General features: G+C 54.8%; 20 protein-coding genes. 15 read left to right on the plus strand and 5 right to left on the minus strand.

What is annotated here, in order from left to right; translation table 11 throughout:
* Both AC2TF6_RS03770 and thrC read left to right on the plus strand, forming a co-directional pair.
* Complete coding sequence (locus AC2TF6_RS03770) at positions 1 to 636, plus strand: histidine phosphatase family protein (protein WP_491309966.1); 636 nt, start codon at positions 1 to 3, stop codon at positions 634 to 636.
* 184 nt (positions 637 to 820) lie between these two features.
* Entirely contained in the window at positions 821 to 2,074 is a 1,254-nt protein-coding gene (thrC, locus tag AC2TF6_RS03775) for a threonine synthase (RefSeq protein WP_009671698.1), read from the plus strand.
* A 128-nt stretch (positions 2,075 to 2,202) separates the two neighbouring features.
* Here thrC and AC2TF6_RS03780 read toward each other — a convergent pair whose 3' ends face one another.
* From AC2TF6_RS03780 to AC2TF6_RS03800, 5 genes are all read right to left on the minus strand, one after another.
* Positions 2,203 to 2,526 (minus strand): potassium channel family protein, encoded by a 324-nt coding sequence (locus AC2TF6_RS03780; RefSeq protein ID WP_491309967.1) that lies wholly within the window; start codon positions 2,524 to 2,526, stop codon positions 2,203 to 2,205.
* Positions 2,527 to 2,688: 162 nt separating this feature from the next.
* A complete protein-coding gene (locus AC2TF6_RS03785; RefSeq protein ID WP_170318597.1) occupies positions 2,689 to 3,309 on the minus strand; it encodes a GTP pyrophosphokinase in 621 nt (206 codons plus the stop codon).
* 245 nt (positions 3,310 to 3,554) lie between these two features.
* A complete protein-coding gene (locus tag AC2TF6_RS03790; RefSeq protein WP_491309968.1) occupies positions 3,555 to 4,172 on the minus strand; it encodes a nucleotidyltransferase domain-containing protein in 618 nt (205 codons plus the stop codon).
* A gap of 227 nt (positions 4,173 to 4,399) precedes the next feature.
* Positions 4,400 to 6,142 (minus strand): ATP-binding protein, encoded by a 1,743-nt coding sequence (locus AC2TF6_RS03795; RefSeq protein ID WP_491309969.1) that lies wholly within the window; start codon positions 6,140 to 6,142, stop codon positions 4,400 to 4,402.
* Positions 6,143 to 6,175: 33 nt separating this feature from the next.
* Positions 6,176 to 7,258 carry a cobalamin B12-binding domain-containing protein gene (locus tag AC2TF6_RS03800; protein WP_491309970.1) on the minus strand — a complete coding sequence of 361 codons (1,083 nt, stop codon included), beginning with the start codon at positions 7,256 to 7,258 and terminating at the stop codon, positions 6,176 to 6,178.
* A 220-nt stretch (positions 7,259 to 7,478) separates the two neighbouring features.
* On the opposite strand from AC2TF6_RS03800, the gene AC2TF6_RS03805 reads away from it, so the two are divergent.
* The 13 genes from AC2TF6_RS03805 to AC2TF6_RS03865 all read left to right on the plus strand — a co-directional run bounded on the left by AC2TF6_RS03805 (position 7,479) and on the right by AC2TF6_RS03865 (position 23,712).
* Positions 7,479 to 9,239, plus strand: coding sequence for a cache domain-containing sensor histidine kinase (locus AC2TF6_RS03805; RefSeq protein ID WP_491309971.1), 1,761 nt, complete (start codon positions 7,479 to 7,481; stop codon positions 9,237 to 9,239).
* The gene (locus AC2TF6_RS03810) at positions 9,236 to 10,846 is read left to right on the plus strand and encodes a response regulator (protein WP_491309972.1); all 1,611 of its coding nucleotides are present in this window, start codon (positions 9,236 to 9,238) and stop codon (positions 10,844 to 10,846) included. Before AC2TF6_RS03805 ends, AC2TF6_RS03810 begins: the two co-directional genes overlap by 4 nt.
* 344 nt (positions 10,847 to 11,190) lie before the next feature.
* Entirely contained in the window at positions 11,191 to 12,516 is a 1,326-nt protein-coding gene (locus AC2TF6_RS03815; RefSeq protein WP_491309973.1) for a sugar ABC transporter substrate-binding protein, read from the plus strand.
* Between the two features lie 371 nt (positions 12,517 to 12,887).
* Positions 12,888 to 13,766, plus strand: coding sequence for a carbohydrate ABC transporter permease (locus tag AC2TF6_RS03820; RefSeq protein ID WP_491309974.1), 879 nt, complete (start codon positions 12,888 to 12,890; stop codon positions 13,764 to 13,766).
* Positions 13,767 to 13,785: 19 nt separating this feature from the next.
* A complete protein-coding gene (locus AC2TF6_RS03825) occupies positions 13,786 to 14,679 on the plus strand; it encodes a carbohydrate ABC transporter permease (protein ID WP_009671722.1) in 894 nt (297 codons plus the stop codon).
* Between the two features lie 1,058 nt (positions 14,680 to 15,737).
* The gene (locus AC2TF6_RS03830) at positions 15,738 to 16,013 is read left to right on the plus strand and encodes an acyl carrier protein (RefSeq protein WP_491309975.1); all 276 of its coding nucleotides are present in this window, start codon (positions 15,738 to 15,740) and stop codon (positions 16,011 to 16,013) included.
* Entirely contained in the window at positions 16,000 to 17,514 is a 1,515-nt protein-coding gene (locus AC2TF6_RS03835; RefSeq protein WP_491309976.1) for an ATP-grasp domain-containing protein, read from the plus strand. The genes AC2TF6_RS03830 and AC2TF6_RS03835 overlap by 14 nt, the downstream gene beginning before the upstream one ends.
* Positions 17,515 to 17,536: 22 nt before the next feature.
* The gene (locus AC2TF6_RS03840; protein WP_491309977.1) at positions 17,537 to 18,643 is read left to right on the plus strand and encodes a hypothetical protein; all 1,107 of its coding nucleotides are present in this window, start codon (positions 17,537 to 17,539) and stop codon (positions 18,641 to 18,643) included.
* Positions 18,615 to 19,790 (plus strand): radical SAM protein, encoded by a 1,176-nt coding sequence (locus tag AC2TF6_RS03845; protein ID WP_491309978.1) that lies wholly within the window; start codon positions 18,615 to 18,617, stop codon positions 19,788 to 19,790. The genes AC2TF6_RS03840 and AC2TF6_RS03845 overlap by 29 nt, the downstream gene beginning before the upstream one ends.
* A 60-nt stretch (positions 19,791 to 19,850) precedes the next feature.
* Entirely contained in the window at positions 19,851 to 20,834 is a 984-nt protein-coding gene (locus AC2TF6_RS03850; RefSeq protein WP_491309979.1) for an ABC transporter ATP-binding protein, read from the plus strand.
* Positions 20,831 to 21,640, plus strand: coding sequence for an ABC transporter permease (locus AC2TF6_RS03855; protein ID WP_491309980.1), 810 nt, complete (start codon positions 20,831 to 20,833; stop codon positions 21,638 to 21,640). The genes AC2TF6_RS03850 and AC2TF6_RS03855 overlap by 4 nt, the downstream gene beginning before the upstream one ends.
* 12 nt (positions 21,641 to 21,652) lie before the next feature.
* Positions 21,653 to 22,456, plus strand: coding sequence for an ABC transporter permease (locus tag AC2TF6_RS03860; RefSeq protein WP_491309981.1), 804 nt, complete (start codon positions 21,653 to 21,655; stop codon positions 22,454 to 22,456).
* A 230-nt stretch (positions 22,457 to 22,686) separates the two neighbouring features.
* The gene (locus AC2TF6_RS03865) at positions 22,687 to 23,712 is read left to right on the plus strand and encodes a zinc-dependent alcohol dehydrogenase (protein ID WP_491309982.1); all 1,026 of its coding nucleotides are present in this window, start codon (positions 22,687 to 22,689) and stop codon (positions 23,710 to 23,712) included.
* The last annotated feature ends 5 nt before the right edge of the window (positions 23,713 to 23,717 follow it).

Consider the following 23,717-nt stretch of genomic DNA (forward strand, 5'->3'; position numbering starts at 1 on the left):
ATGGCGGTAACGACTTTATATTTGACCCGGCACGGGCAGACCGAATGGAACGTGGCCAAGAAAATGCAGGGCCATCAGGATTCTCCGCTGACCTCTCTGGGCGAAACGCAAGCGGCCTGGCTGGGCGAAGCGCTGGCGGACGTGCCCCTGGACGGCATCTACTCCAGTTCGAGCCCGCGGGCTGTCCGGACAGCCGAGATTATACGGGGCGCGCGTAAGCTGGACATTGCGGAGCGGGACAGCCTCAGAGAGATGAACCTGGGGGAGTGGGAAGGGCAGCGCTTATCGGATATCGAGCAGTGTGAGCCTGAGCGGCATCATGCATTCTGGAAAGCGCCCCACGAGTTTCGCGCGGGTACGGGCGAATCCTATGAGGAAGTGAAGGAGAGAGCGGTCGGAGAGGTTTTGAAAATGGTCGAAGAGAACCCGGGCAAAAGCATGCTGATCGTGACTCACACGGTTGCGCTCAAACTGATCATGGCGCACTTCGAAAGCCGCGATCTCCGCGACCTGTGGGAGCTCCCTTATATCCATCCGACCTGTCTGTGCAAGGTGGAGCTGACGGACGGTGTTCCGCGGATCGTTCTGCACGCCGATATCTCTCATTACAAAAATGAAATCGAAGGCGCGTTCTGAGCGGAAGTTATTGATTTTTTTCATAGAGTATGCAAAAATACCACAAAAGATCGCATTGGTTAATCATTCCGGTATAGATCTGACGTAGAAAGTACAGCTGGCCCGTGACGGTATGTCCGCCTCTTATGAGGCGATAAATCTGATCTTGTGAGGAGGAAGATAGGCGTTAGTCTATCGAACCGCGATGAAATTTGTTTGCGTTGAGTGCAGCAAGGTGTTTGCCGAATTCCGCTATACCTGTACGTGCAATGGAATGCTTGATATTTCCCAGGACTTTACCGGTCTGGACGCCGAGGAGCTGAAACAGCTATTCCAGAGCCGGCTTTCGGACAGGCTTTCCCCGTATGCGAGCGGGGTGTGGCGCTACAAGGAACTGATTTTTCCGGACGTGGAAGATTCGGCGATTGTGACCAAATACGAAGGAAACACGGGGCTGTACCGGAGCGATGCGGTTGCTTCTTATGCGGGGACGAGAAGCGTCTGGCTTAAGGCACAGAGCGAGAATCCGAGCGGCTCTTTCAAGGACAACGGCATGACCGTTGCGGTTACGCACGGCCGTTCGCTGGGTTACGACCGGTTTACCTGCACCTCTACGGGCAACACGTCTTCCTCTCTTGCGATGTACGCCTCTCTGGCGGGACGCAAATCGTACGTGTTCGTACCGAACAAAAATATTTCCTTGAACAAAGTGCTGCAGACATTAGCTTACGGAGCTAATATTTTCTCTATTGAAGGAACTTATGACCACGGAATCAAGTTTCTGGAGGAGAACAGCGAGAAGCTTGGTTTATATATTTGCAACTCTATCAACCCGTTCCGGATCGAAGGCCAGAAAAGCATCGTGTACGAGCTGGCTCAAGTGATGAGCTGGAAGCTGCCGGACTGGATCTTCGTACCCGGCGGCGCGCTCAGCAACGTGTCCGCCCTAGGTAAAGGGCTTTCCGATCTATATGCGCTCGGTCTGATCGACAAGCTGCCGCGCGTGGCGCTCGTACAGGCGGAGGGAGCGAGTCCCTTCTACAAGATGGTCGCAGAGGGCAAAACGGCGCTCGAAGCGGAGCCGAATCCGTACACGAGAGCCTCGGCTCTCAACATCGGCGATCCGCCGAGCTGGCGCAAAGCGCAGCGCACCCTCCAGGAGACGAACGGCGTTGCCGTGTCCGTCACGGACGAGGAGATTCTGAACGCGAAGGCCGTAATCGACGCGTCCGGCATCGGCTGCGAGCCGGCTTCCGCGGCTACGGTAGCGGGTCTGCGCAAGCTCGTATCCCAGCAGATTGTGGACAAGGACGAGACCGTGGCCTGCATTCTGACGGGGAATATGCTGAAAGACACCGATGCGCTCCGCGAGTACCACCTGGAGGACAACAAACCGTTCTCCAACAAGATCATTCCGTCCAGCCTGACTTACGACGACATCTTTGCCGTGATTAAATAAATGACAGGTTCTGCCCCGTTTTCCCGGAAGGGAGGGCGGGGCTTTGCTTACGGCCGTACGCCAAAGAGCCGCCTTCTCCCGAAAGCGGCTCTTCATGAACCGGATTCCTTCTTCCGAAGGAATCCGGTTTATTTTTTGCTCGTCATGATGCCATAGGCGACCCGCAGGATCAGCCCCAGGAAGAGTCCGGTACCGGCTATGATGTAAATGATCGTGAAAATCTTGCCGAGCTCGGTCTGGGGAACAAAATCCGGATGACCGACCGTGCTCAGCGTCGCCACGCAGAAATACAGCGAATCCAGGACGGAGAGTTCCTCCACCTGCGTGTAGAAAATCGTGCCGGACAGAAGAATCAGGAGAATCAGGACGAACAGCACCTGAAAATCCTTTTCTTTAAAAGCGTGCCAGAGACCGCCGACGAGTCTTTTGAGTGTGAGTATAAACGATACCATGGTTCACTCCTGCTTCAGATGAGAGTACGGGGCTGTCGTTACAGGCGAAGTGTCCGGTGTTCGCGCTCTGTGTTCCGCGTTTCGAAAGCGGCGGCCGCCGTATACAGGTTCCGGATCGCCCTAAGGCGCCCGCTTAGAGAAACCGCAAAACGGGTCCGGCGGTCAGGCTTCCGGTTTGACGAGCGCTTTCTGGCTCTGTACCTCGTTGTTCAGCGCGAGCATCCGGGCGTCCAGCGAGGCAATCAGATCGGCGGTGTCCTTAAGCTCCTGACGGATCTCGGCCGGAACGCCTTCGTTGTATTTGTAGTAGATTTTGTGCTCCAGGCTTGCCCAGAAATCCATGGCCACCGTGCGGATCTGAATTTCCACGGGCACATGCTCGATCCGGTTGGTCAGAAAGACGGGAATCTGAATAATAAGATGAAGACTCTGATAGCCGTTGGGCTTAGGATGCTTGATGTAATCCTTCGTCTGAACGACTCGCACATCGTTCTGGCTGCAGATCATGTCATAGATCCGGTAGATGTCGGTTGAGAACGAGCAGATGATGCGGATTCCGGCAATGTCCCGGATATAGGAACGGGTGTTGTCCATCGTGATCTCGAGATTTTTGCGTTTGAGCTTGGCGGCGATACTCTCGGCCGATTTGATTCTCGTTTTCATATGCTCGATGGGGTTGTAGTCGTGAATAAACTGGAACTCCTCGTTGAGGATTTGCAGCTTCGTGCCGACTTCATCCAGGGCAAATTTGTAGGTGAGCAGAAAATGCGCCCAGCTTTTCATATTTTTTATATCCAAAATCAAAATGAATCCTCCTAACCGGCCGGCCAGCCGGCCGGATTTTCGAAAGGTACGCTATAAATTTTACAGGCTGCGGACCGGGAACACAAATTCCTCGATATTTGGGCTTAAACGCAGCCGTTTCCGAATGCTTATCCTTGCCCTGAAAAGCGGAGACATATCCCCGCTTGTTACGCAGGATCCCCGAAAAAAGGGCGCTCTTTCGAACGCCCTTACCGGACCGGAGATCAGCTCTTGGTAATATGCCCGATCAACTCCGAGACATCCTCCTGCCCGGCGAGCGGGGAGAGGGCTTTTCTGAACAGCCGGAAGGTTCCGGGCTCATGCTGTTCCAGCCATCTCAGGGATTTTTTCGGTCCCCAATACCAGCGCCCTTTAAGCCTGAAGTAGATCTCCAGACTGTCCTTAAGCAGCCAGTGATACCTGAAATCGCCCTCGGTGTCACCTTTTCCTGCTCGTTTCAGCATTTTTTGAAGCCATGCCTTCTGAAAATCGGCCTCTTCCGGACCTAATTTTTCCGGTCCTTCCGCGAATATGGATTGAATCTTCTCCAGAAAAGGAGCGGCCAGTCCGCGGCTGTCGGTCACAATTACACCATCATGAATATGCAGAAAACGGAGCGGATCGTCCATGGACGATGTGGGATGAATCCAGGCATCGAGCAGCAGGCCGTCTATCCGGGAGGTGTCGTTTCTCTTGAAATTCCGATCCGAGAAGATCATAAGATCCAGATCGCTTTCGTCTGTATAATCCCCGTTCGCATAGGAGCCGTAGAGGATAACCGAATGGCCTTCATACTTGCCCGCCAAATAGCCGGCCGTTTGTTTGATTTTCTCGTTGTTCATTGATATTCCCCGCTATCTATAATGTTGTGAGTTATTCCGGCACCTGTTAATGAAGCGGGGAGGGAATCAAATCGGTGTTATTCCGTGTACCATGGACAATCCTCCTTTGGCCCAATGAAAATGACGTTCAAACTTGAGGAAGTTTAAACGCCACTCAGGGTAGGTTCATTCGTTTTCGACATTTCATATCGTTCTCCGCCAGCCTTTAGACAGCTATTTTAGGAAATTTAGAGAAGTGCTTTGAGTTCCCGGCAAGCTTTATCGTATGCCTGCCACAGCTCTTTAAAGATGGTGCCCGATAGATGAACGGTTCCGTTCTTGGCCTGGTTTTCGATTCTCTCGATCAGCTTCGAAAATTGATCGATCCCCAGGCTAAGACTTGTCGATTTAAGGTCATGGGCGATATATTGGATGGCGGTCAAATCGCCCGCCCGCATTTTTTCTTCCAGCTGATTCAGCTTGGAAGGCGTCTGTTCCTGGTACATGTCGAGCAGCATGGCCAGCACGCCGGGTGACCCGGGTTCATCCAGCCCGTTGAGCTCCTGGATCACCTCCGGTATGAGCACATGCTCGTTCACGGGCTCGGGCGGACCGGCGGGAAGCCATCTGCGGATGACGGACTGGAGCTTCGAGAGCTGGATCGGCTTCGTCAAGAAGTCGTCCATCCCGGCTTCCAGGCAGCGTAAGCGGTCGCTTTGCATGGCGCTTGCCGTCAGCGCGACGATGGCGCTCCGCGGATGCCGGCGGGCATTCTCCCATTCGCGGATAAGCTGAGTCGCCTGGAGTCCGTCCATGACGGGCATCTGCGAATCCATCAGCACGAGCGAATAATCTTTGCGGGAGCGCGCTTCCAGAGCTTCCTCGCCATTACTCGCCGTGTCGATATGCATGAAGCCCAGCTTCTGGAGCTGGAGGAGGGCGACCTGACGGTTGATGGCGTTGTCTTCGACGAGCAGGAGAGGCTGACTCCGCTCTTCGTCCGTGAAGGCGGGGCCGATGCCGCTTCCGGTAGTGTGCAGCGCGGCCGCGGCTTCCTGACGGTACTCGGCTTCCGACGGAATCGCGAGCTGCAGCTCGAACCAGAAGGAGGAACCGATGCCTACCTTGCTCGTCACGTCGATGCGGCCTTCCATCCACTCGACAAGCCGCTTGCAGATCGATAAACCGAGGCCGGTACTCTTCTGGGCGTCTTCCCGCTGGGTATGGGCCTGGTAAAACGGCTCGAACACTCGATTGACATGTTCTTCCGGGATGCCCACTCCCGTATCCGTCACCTCAAAGCGCAGAGTCTGGAAGGTGGCCGAGCTTTGCAGCAGGCGGATCCGGATATGAACCTCGCCGTCGTCGGTAAACTTGATGGCATTTCCTGCTAAATTAATCAGAATTTGTCGGATTCTTCCTGCATCTCCGGTCAGGAATTGGCCGACGGATTCGTCAACGGTCCCCCTCAGCTTATTTCGCTTGCGGGAAGCGTTCGGCTCCAGGAGTCTCAGGGCGTGATGAAGGAGTTTCCGGACCTCGAAGGTTTCCGGTTCCGGCTGCATGTGGCCGGCTTCGATTTTGGAAAGATCGAGAATATCGTTGATGATCGTCAGGAGAAGCGAAGCGGATTCTTCTATAATGGCGATGGACTGTTTCTGTTCTTCGGTCTGCAGCGTGTCGGCGAGGAGCTCGGCCATACCGAGAATGCCGTTCATAGGTGTGCGGATTTCATGGCTCATGGTGGCAAGAAACATGCTTTTCGCCTCGTTGGCTCTTTCGGCTTCCGCCTTGGACTGTACCAGTTCTACATTTGTTTTGGAAAGCTGCCTCTGCAGCGTGATTAGCTCGTTGTTCAGGGAACTGAACTGGGTAAGGGCTTGCTCTTCGCGCTGTCTCGCCTGAATGACCTGCTGGGAAAGCTTCTCGATCGTTTGGCGGTAATGAGTGATTTCCAGGCGTTCGTCCTCTGTTTTCATATTGGGATCCACGTAGAATCCTCCTTCCTCGGTAAACGAGCGGTCTCAATTGGACCGGGCTAATTCGTTTCCGATACGGTGGTTATTCCAGTGGTCCGCCAGCCGAATGGCTTCCTGCGCGTCGTCCGCATAACCGTCGGCTCCGACTTTACGCCAGAGATCGCGGTCAATATTGAACGGCAGTCCGCCCACCAGAATGTGCACATATTGTCCTGCTTCACTGCTGCGGATTTCGGCAATTAGCTCTTCCACCAGATGCACGTGAAACGTCATAGTCGCCGAGATGGCGACAACTTGTGCTTTCTTCTCGACAAGGGTGCGGATCAAACTGCGCGTAGGGACATTGGCGCCCAGATAGTAGGTGTCCCAACCGTTCAGTTCAAAGAAATCGGCGACCATGCGTAATCCGATTTCATGGAGCTCCTGTCCCACGCAAGCGGCCACCATCGTGTTACCGCTGCGCTCGGTTGCAAACAAGTGCGGATACAAGTGCGACATAATCATCTGGGTGGCAGCCGTGCACAAATGCTCCTGTGCGACGGTAATCTGATTGGTCTGCCACAGCCGGCCGATTTCACGTTGAGACGGTTGAAAGACATGGAGGTACAGGTCGGCTATCGCCATGCCTTCCTCCAGCTTCGTTAAAATGAGCTGTAACGCCTCGCGGCGGTCCGCCCGCAGGATAGCCTCGGTATATGCGATTGCCGTTTCCGAGAAAGGCCGTTCTTCGGATAAGAATGTCTCCGAAGTCTGGGCGGATTGGATCTGATGGAGTCCGATTTCGAGGTACTCGCCGATCAATGCGCGATCCGCTTCCCCGAAATGAGCGTTAATCGCTTGTTCGATCATCTGGAAATTCAGCGCCAAGTCTTCCCTGGATACTTGGTAGCCGGACAGAAGCTCCGTCATCCAGGATGTGTAGTGATTGAACAAGTCGGGACTTTGCATGTATACGCTCTCGGCCAGATACTTGATGCTGTAACCGGAGTCTTGAATCGTCAGCAAACGTCCGCGTTCGCCGAACCGTTCCGCCAGTTCCGGCTGATACTTATATTGAAGCTGAGTCACATACTCCGCTAAATTCTCCGCCATCTGAAAAAGGCGTCTGCCCGTTTCCTCATGATTCATGAATAGGGTGACCTCCTTTATAGGCATCGTTGATGCCATATTTTTAGTAGACGGGAAACTCGGACGTTTCTACCATTATACCCTTTTTCGGCATAATTGGAAATTGTCTGGCTCGGGGAAAGACTTAAAAAGTTCGGATAACGGACCGAAATGTATGTTAGGATGGTGCTATCTACCTATTTCGACATGATCTGAACAATTATCAAGCGGGGGATAGAAAATGAGGCGCTGGCTGGATCGTTCGCTGAAGCGGAAACTATCATTTCTGATGCTGGTATCCATAGGGATTCCGTTGTTGTCTTTCGGAATATTTTCCTATCAAATCGCTTCGTCGGTTACGGAAGAAAAGGCGAAGCAGTCCGGTTTCGGGCTTCTGACCCAGATGAGAACCAACATGGAGCTTATGGTCCAGGACGTAGAGAACATGTCGATCTTCCTGATCGGGCAGAGAGATGTGCAGCAGTATTTGTCCGATACCCAGTGGGATGCGCTCAAGCCTACCATTATTATAGGGTTTCTGACCAACCTGGCGTTCTCGAAACCTTACATTGCCGAAATCACCATAGACTCGGCGAGAGACCTTCCCTCCTTATCCAATACAAGCATCGTCAGTTCCGGCATGCCGCCCTGGCCGGGTCCCAAAGATACGGAGCCCGGAAACCGTCCGAAATGGTGGACGCCGCTGTATAAGAACCAGACCACTATCGGCGAGAAAAATATGATTTCCCTGGTGCGGCCCATCCGAAGCGTGAACACATTCGCCCATCTGGGCAGCCTGACGATCAGCCTGGACCAGAAAGTGATTGCCGATACCTTGCGGAAATCGAACATCAGCGAAGGCGGCAGCGTCCTGCTCGTGAACGAACAGGGCAACATCATTGCCGGTCCCGGAGTGGAATGGCTGAACCGTCCTCTGTCCGAATGGATGCCGGGAATGCCCGGTATCACGGGGGCCTCGGGGTCTTTTAATGTGGGGCAGGGCGCCGACAGAAATACGGTTTTGTACGATACGGTGCCCGGCGTGGACTGGAAGCTGGTCGGCATTATGCCGTACAAAAACTTCCGCGAGCAGAACCGTTACGTGCTGCTGTTAACCGCGGCGGCGGTCGCTATTGCGGTGGTTCTGGTCGCCTCGCTCGTGATCTTCTTCGTCCAGCGCGTGACGAAGCCGCTGCTTATGCTGACCCGGTTCCTCAAGGACACCGACCCGGAGGAACCTATGAAAGCCCTTCCGGTCACATCGGCCGACGAGGTCGGGCAGCTTATGCGCAGCTACAACCGGTTAAGCGACCGGATCGAACGGCTGACCGAGCAGGTAAAGCTGAATGAAGCGCGGAAGAAGGAGACCGACATGCTCGCTCTTCAAGCGCAGATTCATCCGCATTTTCTGTACAATACGCTCTCTTCTGTCCACTGGATGGCTCTGATGAGCCAGGATATGAAGATCGCCGAGATGGTCGGCCATCTCAGTGACTTCCTGCGGTTCAGCCTGAACAAGGGGGCGGAGTACTGCGAGGTGCAGCAGGAAGTCGCTCACGCGGAGCACTATGCCGCCATCCAGGCCGTCCGCTATCCCGACAAATTCGATATCGAGTTCGTCGTGGATCCGGATATCCGGCAGAAGCCTGTATTGAAGCTTCTTCTTCAGCCGCTCATCGAGAATGCGCTCATTCACGGCATCCAGAAGCAGCGCGAAAAAGGCAGCATCCGCGTCTACGCGCAGCGGATGGGCACGGAGCTGACCTTTATGGTGGAAGATACCGGGATAGGAATCGAACCCGATAAATTGAATGAAATCCGGGCGGCCTTGTCGGCGGCGGACGAGCCTGTCGTGCCGGGCAGCTACGGCTTGCGCAACGTCCACCGGAGGCTGCAGCTCCATTACGGCAGCGAGGCGGGGCTGCATATCCGCAGCATCGTCGGAGAAGGCACGGTGATTACATTTATGATACCGATTGTAGAGGGGGCGGGGACAGCATGAATATTCTGATTGTCGATGACGAAGTCATTATTCGCACCGGCTTAAGCACGGTTATTCAGTGGGAGGAGCTGGGCTTCCGCCTTCTTCCTGCCGCGGAGTCGGCGGAAGAAGCGCTGGAACGCGCCCCCGCCGAGCATCCCCATATCGTGCTGACGGACATCCGTATGGGCGGAATGGACGGAATCACGATGGCCGAGAAGGTGAAGCAGATGCTTCCGGACAGCGAAATCATCGTGCTGACGGGCTACGATGATTTTGCTTACGTCCAGCAGGCTATCCGCGGCGGCATCGGCGATTATTTGCTGAAATCGAGCCGGCCGGAAGAAATTATCCGGGCCGTGATGAAAGCGAAGCAGCGCATTGTGAGCAAGTGGGATGCCCGCAAAGCGGACAATATGCAGCGCCGCGCCTTCCGCAGCGGACTGCTGGAGCGTCTTGTGACCGAAGGCATCGACGATGCCGATTCGCTGGAGCAGGTGCCCCAGGTGCTGACCAAGCTCGGCCTGCCTCACCTGCCGGAAGCGGCCGCGGGCGTGTGCCTGCAGGTGCTCCTGATCAGCGTGCAGGGCTGGGGCGACAGCCGCGCTGCGGGGAACCTGCTCCAGTTCGCCGTCGACAACATGCTCGGCGAGCTGCTGCCCTGCGAGACCCTGCGGCGCAGAGACGACATCGTCGTCCTGCTCCGGGCGGATGGCAGGGACGTGGATGCTCTGCGCAGCAGGCTCGGCCGCGTCTCGGACAAGCTCAAGTGCGTACTTTTCACCGCGGCAGGCTCGCGGGTAAGCGGGCTGGGGCAGGTGCCGCGCTCCTACCGGGAGGCGGTCTATGCCGCATCTTTCCGCGGCTTCGCGGGGGCGCAGACGCTGCTTGCCTACGAAGCGGTGGAGGGCCGCAAGGGCGGGCGCACGGTCTGCTCGAAGGAGGAAGAATCGGAACTGGCGATTCTGCTCAAGAACGGCAATCCGATCGAGCTGCGCCACTTCGTGCAGAAGGCGCTGGACGGCGAGATCGCCGATGCCGAAGCGACGCCCGCTTCGCTGAAGGCCTACTCGGATTCGCTCGTCGTTGCGGCCCACCGGTGGCTGGAACGGACCGCGTCTGCGCTCGGCATGCCGCAGCTTCCCCGTCTGCCCGAGCAGGACCCGGCCAAACGTGCTCAGGGAGACAAGCTTCCGGGAGACGGCACGGGCGCCGAAGGGCAGGGCGATCTCCAGGAGAACCTGTATCTGCGGCTGCGCGTCATTATGGAAACCTATTATCAATACGTGTCGGAAGACGGCGTTCTCTATATCAAGCGGGCGATAGCCTACATTCAGGATAATCTCGACCGGACCCTGACTCTCCAGCAGGTGGCGGGGCACGTGCATGTTCACCCGAATCATTTCAGTGAAGTTTTCAAACGGGAAACCGGCGTAAACTACATTGAATTCGTCATGAGGGAGCGCATCCGCCGGGCCGCCGAAATTTTAAGGGAAACCCCCGTCAAGGTCAGCGAGGTGGCCAAGAAGGTCGGCTACGAGGATATTAAATATTTCAGCCAGCTGTTCAAAAAATACACGGGGCAGACGCCGACGGAATTTCGTGCGGGACGCGAAGGCAAGCAGTAAAGCATTGGACCCGGAGCCCGGCCGGTTGGCCGGATACGTGCTTTTGAACGCGGGTAACGGCTTAAGACCTGGGAATTTCTGTCTCTTTAAATTCAGTAGATTCGGGCTCGCGGAGTCAGGAGGAAAGCAGGGCAACCTGATAAACACGGCCCTGCCGGTGTTTAAAATAAAGGCTCCGTGATGCTTGCCGGCATCGCCGGGGCCTTCTTATTTTCCAACTATTGGAGGGTAAGGGCATCTAAAAGGGCTGAATTTACCCCACCCTATCCCCGAAATCACTCCCCTTTTGACAATGGCTGTCCCCTTTTATACTAAAAAAGAATAGAGATAAGGAGGGGTTACACATGATGAAAAAAACGGCAAAAACAGGTATTGCGTTGATTCTGTCACTCTCATTGTTATCCGCATGCAGCAAAGAGCCGGCAACAACGGGCACGGGCGACGCCGGTAAAGGGACCGAGAAAGTCAAGCTTTCCCTGTGGCACAACTTTACGGGTGAAGATGCGCGCGCCAAAACGATGCGGGCTATCATCGAAGAATACAAAAAAGCGAACCCGAATGTGGAGCTTGAAGTGCAGGCGATTCCGCCGGACGGTTACAAAACGCGTTTGAAAACGGTTGCAGCCGCTAACGAAATGCCGGATCTGTTCCAGATGTGGCCGGGCGCTATGACCAAAGAATTTGTAAGCGGTAACTTGCTTCAGCCTGTGGGCGATCTGCTCGATAAAAATGCGGAGTGGAAAAACGGTTTCCTCCCGAACTCCTTCGACGATTTTACGGTAGACGGCAAAGTATACAGCATTCCGATGTCGTTGTCCCCGACCTCTATCCTTTACTACAACAAGAAAATTTTTGACGATAACGGCGTAACGGTACCAAAAACTTGGGATGAAATGATGAAAGCGATTGAAGCGTTCAAATCCAAGAAAATTACCCCGATCGCACTCGGCAATAAAGCGGCATGGCTTGCGCAGTCCAGTATCCTCAGCTCACTGGCAGACCGTTACACCGGTACGGAATGGTTTATGAAAGCGGCGGCGCAGGACGGCGCGAAGTTCACGGATCCCGAATTCGTATCCGCTCTGAAAGCGCTGCAGGATCTCGGCAAGGCGGGAGCTTTCCAGGAAGGCTTCAACTCCATCGACAACACGCAAATGGAGCAAATGTTTGCACAAGGCAAAGCGGCTATGATGATCGACGGCGGATGGGCCTTGACCAACCTGACCAACGGCGCGCAGCCGGAAGCGTTGAACAACATCGAAGTCACGGTGCTGCCTTCCGTTCCTAACGGCAAAGGCGATCCGCAATCCCTCTCCGGCGTTGTAGGCATAGGTCTGGGCCTCAACAAGAAAGTAGAGGGCGCGAAGAAAGAAGCGGCTGACAAGCTGATCCAGGCGATGGCCGGACCGGAAGCGCAGAAGCGCACGCTGGAGTCCAACCAGTTGGTCTCCTATAAAGTCGAGCTGGATAAGAGCAAGGTTTCCACTCTTTTCGCGAAAGTGAACGACCTGGTCGGCCAAGTAAAACGTACGCCGGTTTATGATTCCCAGCTTTCCTCGGCGGCTTCCGAAGTGATCAACAACGGCATTCAGGAGCTTCTGATGGGCGGCAAGCCGGAAGAAGTAGCGAAGAAACTGCAGGATGCACAGGCGAAATCTCTCGGCAAATAACAGGATTCCGGTAGTAGAAGAAGCGGGGCGCTAGTCGCCCCGTTTTTAACAAAGACAGGCGGAGAGAGCCGGGACGGCGGAGAAAGACCTGCCGGAACAACGGACGGCCGGACATCGGCGCGGCCGGGAAGCCGGAAAATTTTCGAACGATTGAGATCATAAAAAGAACGATCCCGGTGAAAAGCCGGGCACAACGGAATTCCCGGTAGGAAAGCACGGCGGAAACACGCCCCGCAGTCTGCCCGCATTACGCAGTCTGAAGCTGTTTCCGCACGCTGCTTCACCGGCGAATAACCATGCTTCCTGATAGGTTTAGTAGATATTTTTTGAACCGCCTTGAAGGTATACACCAACAGGAGGGGAGAGACGCCATGACTTCCTCGTCAAGAAGGACCAACTTTATCGTGCTTGGTCTCCTGCCTGCGCTGCTTATTTACAGCGTATTTGTCATTGTCCCGATTTTCTGGTCGGCGTATTACGGGTTTTTCGACTGGAAAGGGATTGGAGAAGCCAAGTTCAACGGATTTGATAACTATGTCGAAGCCCTGAAGGATCCGATCTTCTGGCTCGCGTTAAAAAATAACCTGATCGTGGTAGCGGCTTCCGTCTTCGGACAGGTGCCGATCGCCCTCGTGCTGGCCCTGGTGCTGCGCAAGAGCAACTTCTTCCAGCGTTTTATCCGTTCGGCGGTATTTATGCCGATGGTGCTTTCGTCGGTCGTCGTCGGGATTATCTGGAGCTACATTTATCACCCGCAAATCGGGATACTGAACTTCCTGCTGGATGCGGTGGGGCTGGAATCGTGGAAGAAAGCCTGGCTTTCCGACAAATCGGTGTCCATGCTCGCGCTGACCGTTCCGATTATCTGGAACTATATCGGGCCTTACCTCATCATGTTTATCGCGGCGCTTCAAAATATTCCTTCGGATATTGACGATGCCGCCATGATCGACGGGGCGACGGGAAGCCGCAAGCTGTTCTCCGTTACGCTGCCGATGATCTGGGATACCGTGAAGGTCACGATCGTGCTTTGTATTTCGGGAAGTTTGAAAGCTTTCGACCTGATTTATGTCATGACCGGGGGCGGTCCTGCGCATTCAACGGAACTGCTCGCCTCCTATATGTACAACAACACGTTCTCCGTCTACCGCTTCGGTTACGGCAGCGCCATTTCCACGCTGATCATCATTATCAGCCTGGTGCTGATCGCCGGAAGCCAGCGTCTCATGAGACGGAATCAGGCTGCATGACGAAAGGAGGAGGGCTCGCATGCCACAGATGACCGGAACCGCCGTTCCTCCCGTGAAAGGGACGGAACCCGCCCGCAGAGAGAACGCTTTTGGCAAGCTCGCCAAAAGCTCGATTTTAAATATTTTGCTTGCCGTGTACGCGCTCGTCACGCTGTACCCGCTGATCTGGCTGTTTATCAGCGCATTCAAGACCAACGACGAATTTTTCGGCAAGCCGTTCGGCCTTCCGGCGGAATGGAAATGGGACAACTTCGTGCAGGCCTGGAAAGTGGCCGACATCGAGACGGCCGTTATCAACTCGGCGATCGTCACGCTGGTTGCGCTGGTGCTTACTCTGGCCATTGGCGCGCTGACCGCGTTCGTCCTCTCCCGCTTCTCGTTCCGCATGCGCGGACCGCTGATGGGCTACTTCCTGCTCGGCATGCTCATTCCCGTGCACAGTACGCTCGTGCCGCTGTTCATCATGCTGAAAAAAATCGGCATGCTCGACACGTACGGCGCGCTGATTCTGCCGTACGTCGCCTTTGAGCTGCCGGTAGCCATCTTCATCATCGCCGCCTACATGACGTCGGTGCCGAAGGAAATCGAGGAAGCCGCGCTGATCGACGGTACGGGCTACTGGGGCATTTTCACCAAAATGCTGCTGCCCCTGTCCGTTCCCGCGCTGTCCACCGTCGGAATTCTCGCGTTCCTGCGTTACTGGAACGATTTCGCGTTCGCGCTCGTGTTTATCAACAAGCCGTCCCTCAAGACGCTTCCGCTCAGCTTGTCGCAGTTCGCTACCGGTTTCGGCACGGACTACAGGCTGACGATGGCGGCCATGGCCATCTCGGTCATCCCGACCATTCTGATCTACCTGGCCTTCCAGGAGCAGATCATGAAAGGCATGGTTGCCGGCGCGGTTAAGGGTTAATGAAAAGAATGCAAAAAAGCCTCTCTGACCGAACACATAAACGTGTTCCTGTTCAGGAGGCTTTTTTTGCCGGGCACGCGGCAAGGGTAAAGGGAGAGGTACTTACAGACTCACCGCTGTATACGCGAAAATCACGATGAAAATCAAATAAGTGATGCTGACGTTTTTCATGTAAGAATTAAAACTTTTGTTTTTTTTGTAGTCCAGATACGCACATACGAAGGCGGCAGCGATAAGTAAGCACGCCGTAGTAAGTGTAATCACGGGACTGAAGTTTAGGAATTTTACGATCAACAATGCGACAATGCTTAAGAATGAATAGAGAAGAGCAATCAAACCATCACCCCCGGGTGAAGAAAATACACCAAAATTACGATTTTGTTTGTATATTTTACCATATTTTATGTCGGGACAGTACTCGCCCTGCGCACAAGAAAGCATCAAAAAATCCCTCCGAGTAAACAGGGTCTACTTAAGAGGGATTTTTTCTGCTTCATTCTATGCAAACGTTCCGGCCTTGTGCAGCGCGCCTGACAGGCATGAACGGTGTGAGGGAATCAGCTGCCCGGAGGCAGTCAGGGCCGTTGTCCGTTTTACTGGACGCGGCTCTGTTTTTTGCTTCTCATTTTTTCGAAGGCCATGTCAACGAGTTTTGGGAGCACCGCCACTAAAACTCCTGTCGCAACCTTTTGCATCAAGGAAGATTTCATGACTCATTCTCCTCTCTTGTTCTGTTGTATTTCTTCTTAACCGGAGGGGGAAAGGATGAAACGGGAACGGGTCCGGTTAGCACGATTTTCCGACCGTGACGATTTTCCTGCTCTTTCAAAAAGAGTGGAAAAAGACGGAATAAGCATCTTATTTTAGGTTTTTGTAAACAAAACTTAATATTTATACAGGATTGTAAACATTGACAGCTTTTAACAGCAGGGGGATAATAATTGTAACTTATGGAAAAAGGAGGGGAGACAGCGAGCAGGTTATCGTTTGTACTGGAGTTTGTGAACGCAAGAACTCGGTTGCACCCTCACACATTAACCCTTTAAAGGAGTGTAGTCATGTACGATAAAATCGTAGACATTTTGTGCGCTATCAAAGAAGATCAACCGGAACTCCGGCAATCCCTGTCCCCCGCAACGGACCTTAACAACGATATAGGCCTCGATTCACTGCAAATGATCCAGTTTATGCTGAAAGTCGAGGATCAGTTGAACGTCGCCATCGACTACGACCAATTCGATTACGAACATCTCGAGTCGATCGAAGCGTTTATCTCTTTTTTGAAAAGCTGCCAGTCCCAAGCGCAGCCGCTGTACGAAGATGTCAAACAGTGAAGCCGGCATGATTCCGAAAACCGTTATGGGAACCTTCGATCCCGAAACGCGCTGGAGGGACCCGGATCTGGCCCGGCTGCCGGCTATGCCCGATAAGGACCGAGAGTCAATTGTCCTCTGCATGGACGACCTGTTGTTTCCGTTCTGCGGGCCGGAAGATATCCTTTACAGCCGCTGCAAAATCGATCCGGTGCTGCACGAGTATCTGGAGGGGCTAGGGTTTTCCTTTCGGAACCGTTACCTCTATGATTTGAACGACGAGCGGGCCGCTCTGCCGGGACCGGACGATTTCAAGCGCTGTGTGTTCCGGCTTGCGGCCGACAAAGACAAGCTTGTCGATCCGGAAAACAGGGTGCTGCAGGCCGCCGGTTCCGGTTATTCCGACGGTGCGGAGCAGCCGCAATCTTTCGCTCCGATGAATGCCGCCGGAGCCTCCCGACAGGCGCAATCGGCGGAAGAAGCCGGAATCACCGGTGCAGCCGGCATTTTGTCTCCGTACGCCATTACGGCGGAGACGGAAGCGTACCTGCAGGCGGCCGGACCGCTGGAGCCTCTGCCGGACCTGAAGACGGTTGTACGCGTCAACTCAAAGATGTACTCCAGTCGTCTCCTGGCCAGAATCGGCGAGAAGTGCTACGGCACGGAGGCGGGCAGTGCGGCGGAAGTGGAGGCGGCCGGGAATGCGCTTCTGAAGCAGGGGCCTTACCTGCTGAAAGATCCCTTCGGCGTTTCGGGCAAGGGAAATCTGCTCATCGACAGCGAAGCGATGCAGCGGAGGATAGCGGAGCACTTGCATAAACAGGAGGGAAGCGGACTGCGCTCTCATTTCCTGCTGGAGCCTCTGCTGAAGAAAGAAACGGATTTCAGTTCTCACTGGCTAATCCGGGAGAGCGGAGAGACGGAATTCATCTCCGTTCAGCGGATGATCAACCACCAGCAAAATTACGGCGGGTCGATCAAGGCGGATGAGGCTTTTATCCGCCTGCTGGAGAACGCCGGCTATTTCGGTGTGATGGAGAAAGCGCTCCGGCTTTTGGCGGAGGACGGCTACCACGGCTTCGTCTGCTTCGACTCCATGATCCTGGAGGACGGGGAAGTCGTATCCATCGTGGAGATTAACGCCCGCAAGTCCATGGGCCTCATTAACGCTTATCTCGATAAATGCTGGGAGAAGCACGGCCGTACGGGCTGGCTTACGTTCCTCTCCCTCGGGCTTCCGGAAGGCTTCGCCTTCGGCAGACTGCTGCATGCTCTGCGTGAGTCCGGTCTGCTGCTGACGGCCCCCGGCGGGTACGGGATCGTTCCTCTCTCATCCAATACCGTGATGGTCAACGAGATTCTGACCCGCCGCCGTATGGCCGAGGGAACACTGAACAAACGCGGTATGCCGAAAGGACGGCTGTATGTATCGGTGGTCGGCCGTGACGACGAACACCGCAGCGAACTGGTCGAAAGCTTGCGGCACGTTCTCGCCGGTTTGTCCGTTAAGGTGTACAACTAAATCTGCAACTCGGGAGCTGCGAATGAATTCATCTTCGGTTACTTTGCTGGCGTCGGGGAATTCGCTCGGCGCATACATTCCGGCTATGCATCTGCACACGTACCTGCAGGGCAGGGGAGTCGGTTCGGACGTTCACGTTCTGGAGAACGTGTATCACGAAGAAGTCCGGCACAAGATCCGGGCCACCAAAAAAGCGTTCCATGCGGACTTCTCCGTTGCCCGTATGGGGCACAAGCTGGCGAAGCCCGTCGACACTTCCCTGAACGAGGAAGCGGTCCTGAGGCTGCTGGAAGACTGGAAGCGGTCCGGCGTCACCCGGTTTGCGGTGTTCACCGGCTTCTGGCTGCCGATTCTGGAACGCTATAAGGCGGCTGCCGGCCGGCCCCTGGATATCCGGCTGATCCGGCTGGACGCGTGGGATACGCCGTCGTTTAAAGTGCACAAGCAGCTGTATCCCGGCTACGACAACGTCTGGTTTTACGAGCCATCGGAGCTGTCCCCGGTCGGCTACATCGCTTCGGACGAAGCGGAGCCCCTGCCCTACGGGCAGCGTGCCGGACGCATACTGATCCACGGCGGCGGCTGGGGGATCGGCACTTACGCCGAGACGATCCGCGAACTCCGCGCGCTCGGCCGCCGGCTCGATGTGATCGTCTACGACCCTTCCGAAGTGGAGGAGGACGACGGGGTTACGCGCTACTTCGGAACGGATGCCTCCTGGGATCCATGGAGCCGGGACGAGCAGGGGCGGCATACGTTTCCGCCGATGGTCCGTTATGTCCGTGAGGATGGCGTTCTCCGGGAGTACCCGCTCCGGGATTACTCCATTTACACGGACTTGATGCGCAATTGCGCAGCGATCATCAGCAAGCCGGGGGGAGCTACCCTGAACGACTCGCTGTCGTTCGGAATCCCTTTTGTCATGCTGGAGCCGTTCGGCGACCACGAGCTTCATAATTCAACCTACTGGGAAACCTGCGGTTTCGGTATCCGGTTTGCGGAGTGGCAAGCCCGGGATTTTTCTGAACCTCTGCTGGAGGGGATTTGCACACGATTGCTGGAGCAGCGGTCAAAAATCAACCATTTTGGGAGGAATACTTATGCAGCCGAAAACAGCAGTTACGTTTGACCAACTTACGTTCCGTAATATGAAAAGAACCCTGGTTCCGCTGGCGGAAACGGGAAGGAAGCGCAGGGAAGATCCGGCTTATGCGGCCCCCGTGCCTTACGAGATCGGAATCAAGCTCAATAACGGCTGTAACCTGCGCTGCAAACACTGCTTCGAATGGAACCCGGACGGCTTCCATCACGGCTTTGCCAAAGAAGTGAAGAACGATGAAATCGAGATTCCCGTCGTGGAGAAGCTTCTGGCCGAAACGAGAGAACGCAAATCCCGTGTGTTCCTGTGGGGCGGGGAGCCGCTGTTCTACTCCAAGTTCGATGAACTGGCGGAATTGCTGGCCAAAGAAGACCGGTACACGACCATTTGCACGAATGCGATTCTCATTGAGCAGAAGCTGGATTCCATTCTGAAAATGTCGGAAAATCTCGTCATGCTGGTCAGCCTGGAAGGCTTCGAGAAGGAGAATGACGCGATCCGGGGCAAAGGCACGTTCAAGAAAGTGATTCACGCCGTCAAACTCCTTCTGGATCTGCAAAAGCAGGGCGTGTATAAAGGCAAGGTGTCCGTAGCCTTGACCGTAAACGACCAGATGGTCGGCCAGTTGTACAGCTTTATGGAATACTTCGAAGAAATGGGCGTCGATTCCGTCTACTTCTGTTTCCCTTGGTACATCCCTACCGATACGGCGGAGAAAATGGACACCTACTTCGATGCCCATTTCCCGCACTTGGCCGCCCGTTTCGAAGAAGGCCACAAGAACAGCTGGCATTCGTTCACGTTCCACATCTCGCCCGACAATTACGACACGCTGATTGATGAACTGAACCGCGTCAATTCCCGGGTATGGAATGTTCGTGTCCGCTACCAGCCCGCTCTGGAGCCCGAGGAAGTGGAAGACTTTATCCGGGGCAGCGAGAAGCCGGCCATGAAACGGACGAAGTGCTTTTCGATCTCCAACCGGATGGACGTTATGCCGGACGGCAAAGTGAATCCGTGCAAATTTTTCCCGGAATTCAGCGTCGGCAACTTGAATGAAGAAAGCGTGGCGGACATTTTCCACGGCGATGATCTCCGCAAGCAGCGCGAAGTTCTGGCCTGCGGTCTGATGCCGATTTGCTCCAAATGCGTGCTGCTTTATAACAACGGGATTTAAGCGTTTAAACTTTATGCCGCCCAATCAGGCAAAACAGGCAATCGTTCAGGAGGGGCAGGGATGGACTTCATCCGTGTGCGGGAGCTGCACAAATCGTTCGTGTATTACCGGAAAGAAGCCGGGCTTAAAAATTCGCTGAAAAATTTATTCGCCCGCAAGTCGCTGGTGAAGGAAGCGGTAAAATCCGTTTCCTTCGACATCGGCCCCGGCGAGTGCGTCGGATTTCTCGGGCCCAACGGGGCGGGTAAAACCACGACGCTCAAAATGCTGTCGGGCATTCTGTATCCCACCGGCGGGGAAGCCGACGTGCTCGGCTATGTGCCGTGGGAGAGGAAAAACGAGTTCAAACGGCTTTTTTCCATAGTGATGGGCCAGAAAAACCAGCTTTGGTGGGATCTTCCCGCAAGCGAGTCGATTTATCTGAACAAATGCATCTATGACGTGGACGACGATCTTTACCGCCGGAGCCTCGCCGAGTTATCGGAAATGCTGGATGTTCAGGAGCTTTTGAACGTACAAGTGCGCCGGTTATCCTTGGGCGAACGGATGAAAATGGAGCTGATCGCCGCTCTTATCCACCGGCCCCGGCTGCTTTATCTCGACGAGCCGACGATCGGCCTCGATTTTCCTTCCCAGAAGAAGGTCAGGGAGTTTCTGAAATATTACAATGAGCAGTTCGGCGCGACGATTCTGCTGACGAGCCACTACATGAAGGATGTGGAGGATCTATGCAAGCGGACGATCATCATTAACGAAGGAAGTCTGCTGTATGACGGGGACCTCCATAAGATCAATGATCTTTTCGGCGAGCAGAAAATTATCCGGCTGCAGTTCTCCGAGCCCGTTGCCGAGCATCGGCTGGCCAAGTTCGGCAAAATCGTCAGCGGAGACGGCTACAATGCCGTTCTGGAGCTGCCGAAGCACCGCTTGAAGGAAGTGTCACGCGCCGTGCTCGATGCGTTTCCGATCGTCGACTGGACGATTGAAGACGTGCCGATCGAGGAAAGCATTTCGATGCTTTACCGCAAGGAGTCCGTCGGATGAACAGACGCAAATTGTACATGGCGGTTTTTTCGATGGGCGTCCAGCATTCGATGGAATACCGGTTTCACTTCTTTCTCGGTCTGCTGGGAGCCGCTTTTCCGATCCTTGTCCAGTATTTCATCTGGACGGCGGTGTACCGGCATTCCGGCCAGGCGGCGCTGTTCTCGTACTCGTACGGTCAAATTATTTTGTACACCATTTTGGCGGGGCTGGTGTCCAAGCTGATCGCTACCCAGTTCGAGCACCAGATTGCCGACGATATCAAAAACGGCGGCCTTAACAAGTATTTGATCAAACCGGTGAGTTACTTCGGTTATCGGCTGGTGTCCTTCTTCGGACAGAAGGCGATCTATTACGGAATTACGGCGATTCTGCTTATCGGGATTATCTGGATTTCGGCGGCAAGGGAAGTGCTGGATGTGGAGGCCGTACGGCTGATCTTGTTTGCCTTCACGCTGCTCGGAGCGCTTCTGCTCAACTTCCTGATCGCTTACTGCATCTGCGCGAGCGCGTTTTACTTGCATGAAATCTCGTATTTTTTCGTCATTACAAGTCTGCTTGTCAATATTTTGAGCGGGGGCATGTTTCCTTTGGAGATTTTCGGGGAAACGGTTGTGAAGGCGCTCCAATACACGCCGTTCCCGTATACGATTTATTTTCCGGTCAATGTCCTCAGCGGCAAGACGGAAGCGGCGGCTATGTACCTGGGGCTGCTGATCCAGTGCGGGTGGATTCTGCTGTTCTTCTGGCTTTCCCGCCTGACGTGGCGCGTATCCATGAAGAAATATTCGGCGGTTGGGGGGTAGCGGACGTTCCATATGTTTAAAATCGCGAGAAAATACGCGCTCCTGTACGGCATGTTCATCAAAAACTGCCTCATCGCCCAGATGGAGTTCCGGGGCAATTTTATCATGAGCCTGCTGGTCGAATCCGTCTACCTGCTCGCCAAGCTGCTGTATGTGCTCGTCGTGTTCCGCACCGATCTTCACGTGGACGGGATACCGCCCGAAGGGCTGCTGCTATTTATTGGCATGCATACTGTGGCGACCGGAATTTATGTCGGCCTGTTTTTTACAAATTTCATGAAAATTCCCGAGTATATCAAAGACGGCTCGCTTGATCTCATGCTGACGAAGCCGGTTTCCCTCCAGTTCATGGCTTCCCTGCGTTATGTGGATCTGGCGCTTCCGATTCCCGACATTCTGGTCGGGTTCGTCATGGTCGGTATCGGTTGGCACGCCATGGATATTCCGCTGACGTTCGTGCAGCTTGCGGGATTCGCCCTGCTGCTTGTCGTCTCCGTTGTCATCACGTACTGCCTGATGATTATTCCGGCGCTGCTTTCGTTCTGGTTCGTCCAGACGGGCTCCGTATCGGAAATCGCCCATTCTGTCTGGGACGCCAACAATTTTCCGATGGCCATTTACCCGGCCTGGGTCCGCCGGATCGGCACCTTCGTTATTCCCCTGTTCCTTATTACCAATTTCGGCCCGCTGTTCCTGCTCGGGCAGCTCAGCTGGTTGTATGCGGGACTGGCGCTGGTTGGATCGCTGCTGCTTTTCGCTGTCGTACGGCTGCTCTGGAAACAGGCCGTAAGGGGATACAGCAGCGCGAGCAGCTAAGACGGCTCCGGCTTTGCGGTCCTGACAAGCGACCGGGCCGGCAGACGCGTGAAGGCTGCTTCCTGCCTGGAATTGCTGCCCTGAGCTTGAATTAGCGCTCGTGCCTGAGTCGGCGCTCTGTGCTTGGAGCTGCGGCCCCGTGCCGAGTCTGCCGAGGGAGCTTCCCGCGGAAAAGTACTTCAAGGAATTCTGAATTCCCATCCTATACCTAGAAAAGGAAGTGCCAAAGCATGCCGGATGTTGCGACAAGAGAGGGATACACCTCGTTAAACTGCGTATTTCAGGAGCCGGGCCGGATCGAGCTTATAGAGGAAAAGGTGCCCGAGCCGGGACCCGGACAAATTTTATGTGCGGCCAAAAAGTCGCTGATCAGTACGGGAACGGAACTAGCCTGTCTGAAAGGGAACTTCGATGAGGGGACGGTCTGGTCATCGTGGGTCCGCTACCCGTTCTATCCGGGATACTCCATGGCGGCGGAAGTGCTGAAGACGGGCAGCGGGGTAGAAGGAATCCGAGCAGGCGACAGGATCATCTGCCCGGCCGGACACCGCCAGTACTTCCTGGCCGATTACCGGGAAGCGGCGCTTATTCCCGATACGGTCCGTGATGAAGAGGCGGTTTTTACGCAGATCGCCAAGGTCGCCCTGCTGGGTATCCTGCGTGCCGAGCCCGCATTCGGCGAAAGAGTAGGCGTCGTCGGGCTAGGTCTTATCGGCCAGCTCGTGGTCCAGTATCTGAATTCGAGCGGTGCGCGCCAAATTATCGCGATTGCGCCGGAGAGCTCCCGTCTGGATCAAGCCCGTCGAAACGGGGCGACCGATCTGCTGGATCTTCCGGTGGCTGATGCATTCGGACCGGTAGAAGAGCTCACCGGAGGTAGAATGCTTGACACGGTGTACGATATTACGGGCTCCTACGCCGTACTGCCGCACTGTACCCAACTCACCCGGGACCTCGGAAAAGTGATCCTGCTGGGCGATTCGACGGAGCCTTCGAAGCAGACGGTCGGGCCGAAAGTCGTCTTTAATTCGGTCAGCATACTGGGAATTCACGGGCGGATGATGGAAGGTTTTAAAGGGTGGACGGAAGCGGATATGAACGGATTCATCTTCGAATCCATCCGTCGCGAAAAACTGGACGTCGCAAGTCTCATTAGCGAGAAAGTAAGCCCGCTCGAAGCCGTATCGGTGTATTCCCGGCTCGCCGGGCGAAAGTCAGATTCCATGGGAGTTATATTCGATTGGACGCAAGTGTAACGGCA

The organism is Paenibacillus sp. JNUCC 35 (assembly GCF_058269095.1).

What these genes read in the sequence shown, in the direction of transcription:
- AC2TF6_RS03770 (WP_491309966.1), top strand. Translation starts at nt 1, where the DNA reads ATGGCGGTAACGACTTTATATTTGACCCGGCACGGGCAGACCGAATGG.
- thrC (WP_009671698.1), top strand. Translation starts at nt 821, where the DNA reads ATGAAATTTGTTTGCGTTGAGTGCAGCAAGGTGTTTGCCGAATTCCGC.
- AC2TF6_RS03780 (WP_491309967.1), bottom strand. Translation starts at nt 2,526, where the DNA reads ATGGTATCGTTTATACTCACACTCAAAAGACTCGTCGGCGGTCTCTGG.
- AC2TF6_RS03785 (WP_170318597.1), bottom strand. Translation starts at nt 3,309, where the DNA reads ATGAAAAGCTGGGCGCATTTTCTGCTCACCTACAAATTTGCCCTGGAT.
- AC2TF6_RS03790 (WP_491309968.1), bottom strand. Translation starts at nt 4,172, where the DNA reads ATGAACAACGAGAAAATCAAACAAACGGCCGGCTATTTGGCGGGCAAG.
- AC2TF6_RS03800 (WP_491309970.1), bottom strand. Translation starts at nt 7,258, where the DNA reads ATGAATCATGAGGAAACGGGCAGACGCCTTTTTCAGATGGCGGAGAAT.
- AC2TF6_RS03805 (WP_491309971.1), top strand. Translation starts at nt 7,479, where the DNA reads ATGAGGCGCTGGCTGGATCGTTCGCTGAAGCGGAAACTATCATTTCTG.
- AC2TF6_RS03810 (WP_491309972.1), top strand. Translation starts at nt 9,236, where the DNA reads ATGAATATTCTGATTGTCGATGACGAAGTCATTATTCGCACCGGCTTA.
- AC2TF6_RS03815 (WP_491309973.1), top strand. Translation starts at nt 11,191, where the DNA reads ATGATGAAAAAAACGGCAAAAACAGGTATTGCGTTGATTCTGTCACTC.
- AC2TF6_RS03820 (WP_491309974.1), top strand. Translation starts at nt 12,888, where the DNA reads ATGACTTCCTCGTCAAGAAGGACCAACTTTATCGTGCTTGGTCTCCTG.
- AC2TF6_RS03825 (WP_009671722.1), top strand. Translation starts at nt 13,786, where the DNA reads ATGCCACAGATGACCGGAACCGCCGTTCCTCCCGTGAAAGGGACGGAA.
- AC2TF6_RS03830 (WP_491309975.1), top strand. Translation starts at nt 15,738, where the DNA reads ATGTACGATAAAATCGTAGACATTTTGTGCGCTATCAAAGAAGATCAA.
- AC2TF6_RS03835 (WP_491309976.1), top strand. Translation starts at nt 16,000, where the DNA reads ATGTCAAACAGTGAAGCCGGCATGATTCCGAAAACCGTTATGGGAACC.
- AC2TF6_RS03840 (WP_491309977.1), top strand. Translation starts at nt 17,537, where the DNA reads ATGAATTCATCTTCGGTTACTTTGCTGGCGTCGGGGAATTCGCTCGGC.
- AC2TF6_RS03845 (WP_491309978.1), top strand. Translation starts at nt 18,615, where the DNA reads ATGCAGCCGAAAACAGCAGTTACGTTTGACCAACTTACGTTCCGTAAT.
- AC2TF6_RS03850 (WP_491309979.1), top strand. Translation starts at nt 19,851, where the DNA reads ATGGACTTCATCCGTGTGCGGGAGCTGCACAAATCGTTCGTGTATTAC.
- AC2TF6_RS03855 (WP_491309980.1), top strand. Translation starts at nt 20,831, where the DNA reads ATGAACAGACGCAAATTGTACATGGCGGTTTTTTCGATGGGCGTCCAG.
- AC2TF6_RS03860 (WP_491309981.1), top strand. Translation starts at nt 21,653, where the DNA reads ATGTTTAAAATCGCGAGAAAATACGCGCTCCTGTACGGCATGTTCATC.
- AC2TF6_RS03865 (WP_491309982.1), top strand. Translation starts at nt 22,687, where the DNA reads ATGCCGGATGTTGCGACAAGAGAGGGATACACCTCGTTAAACTGCGTA.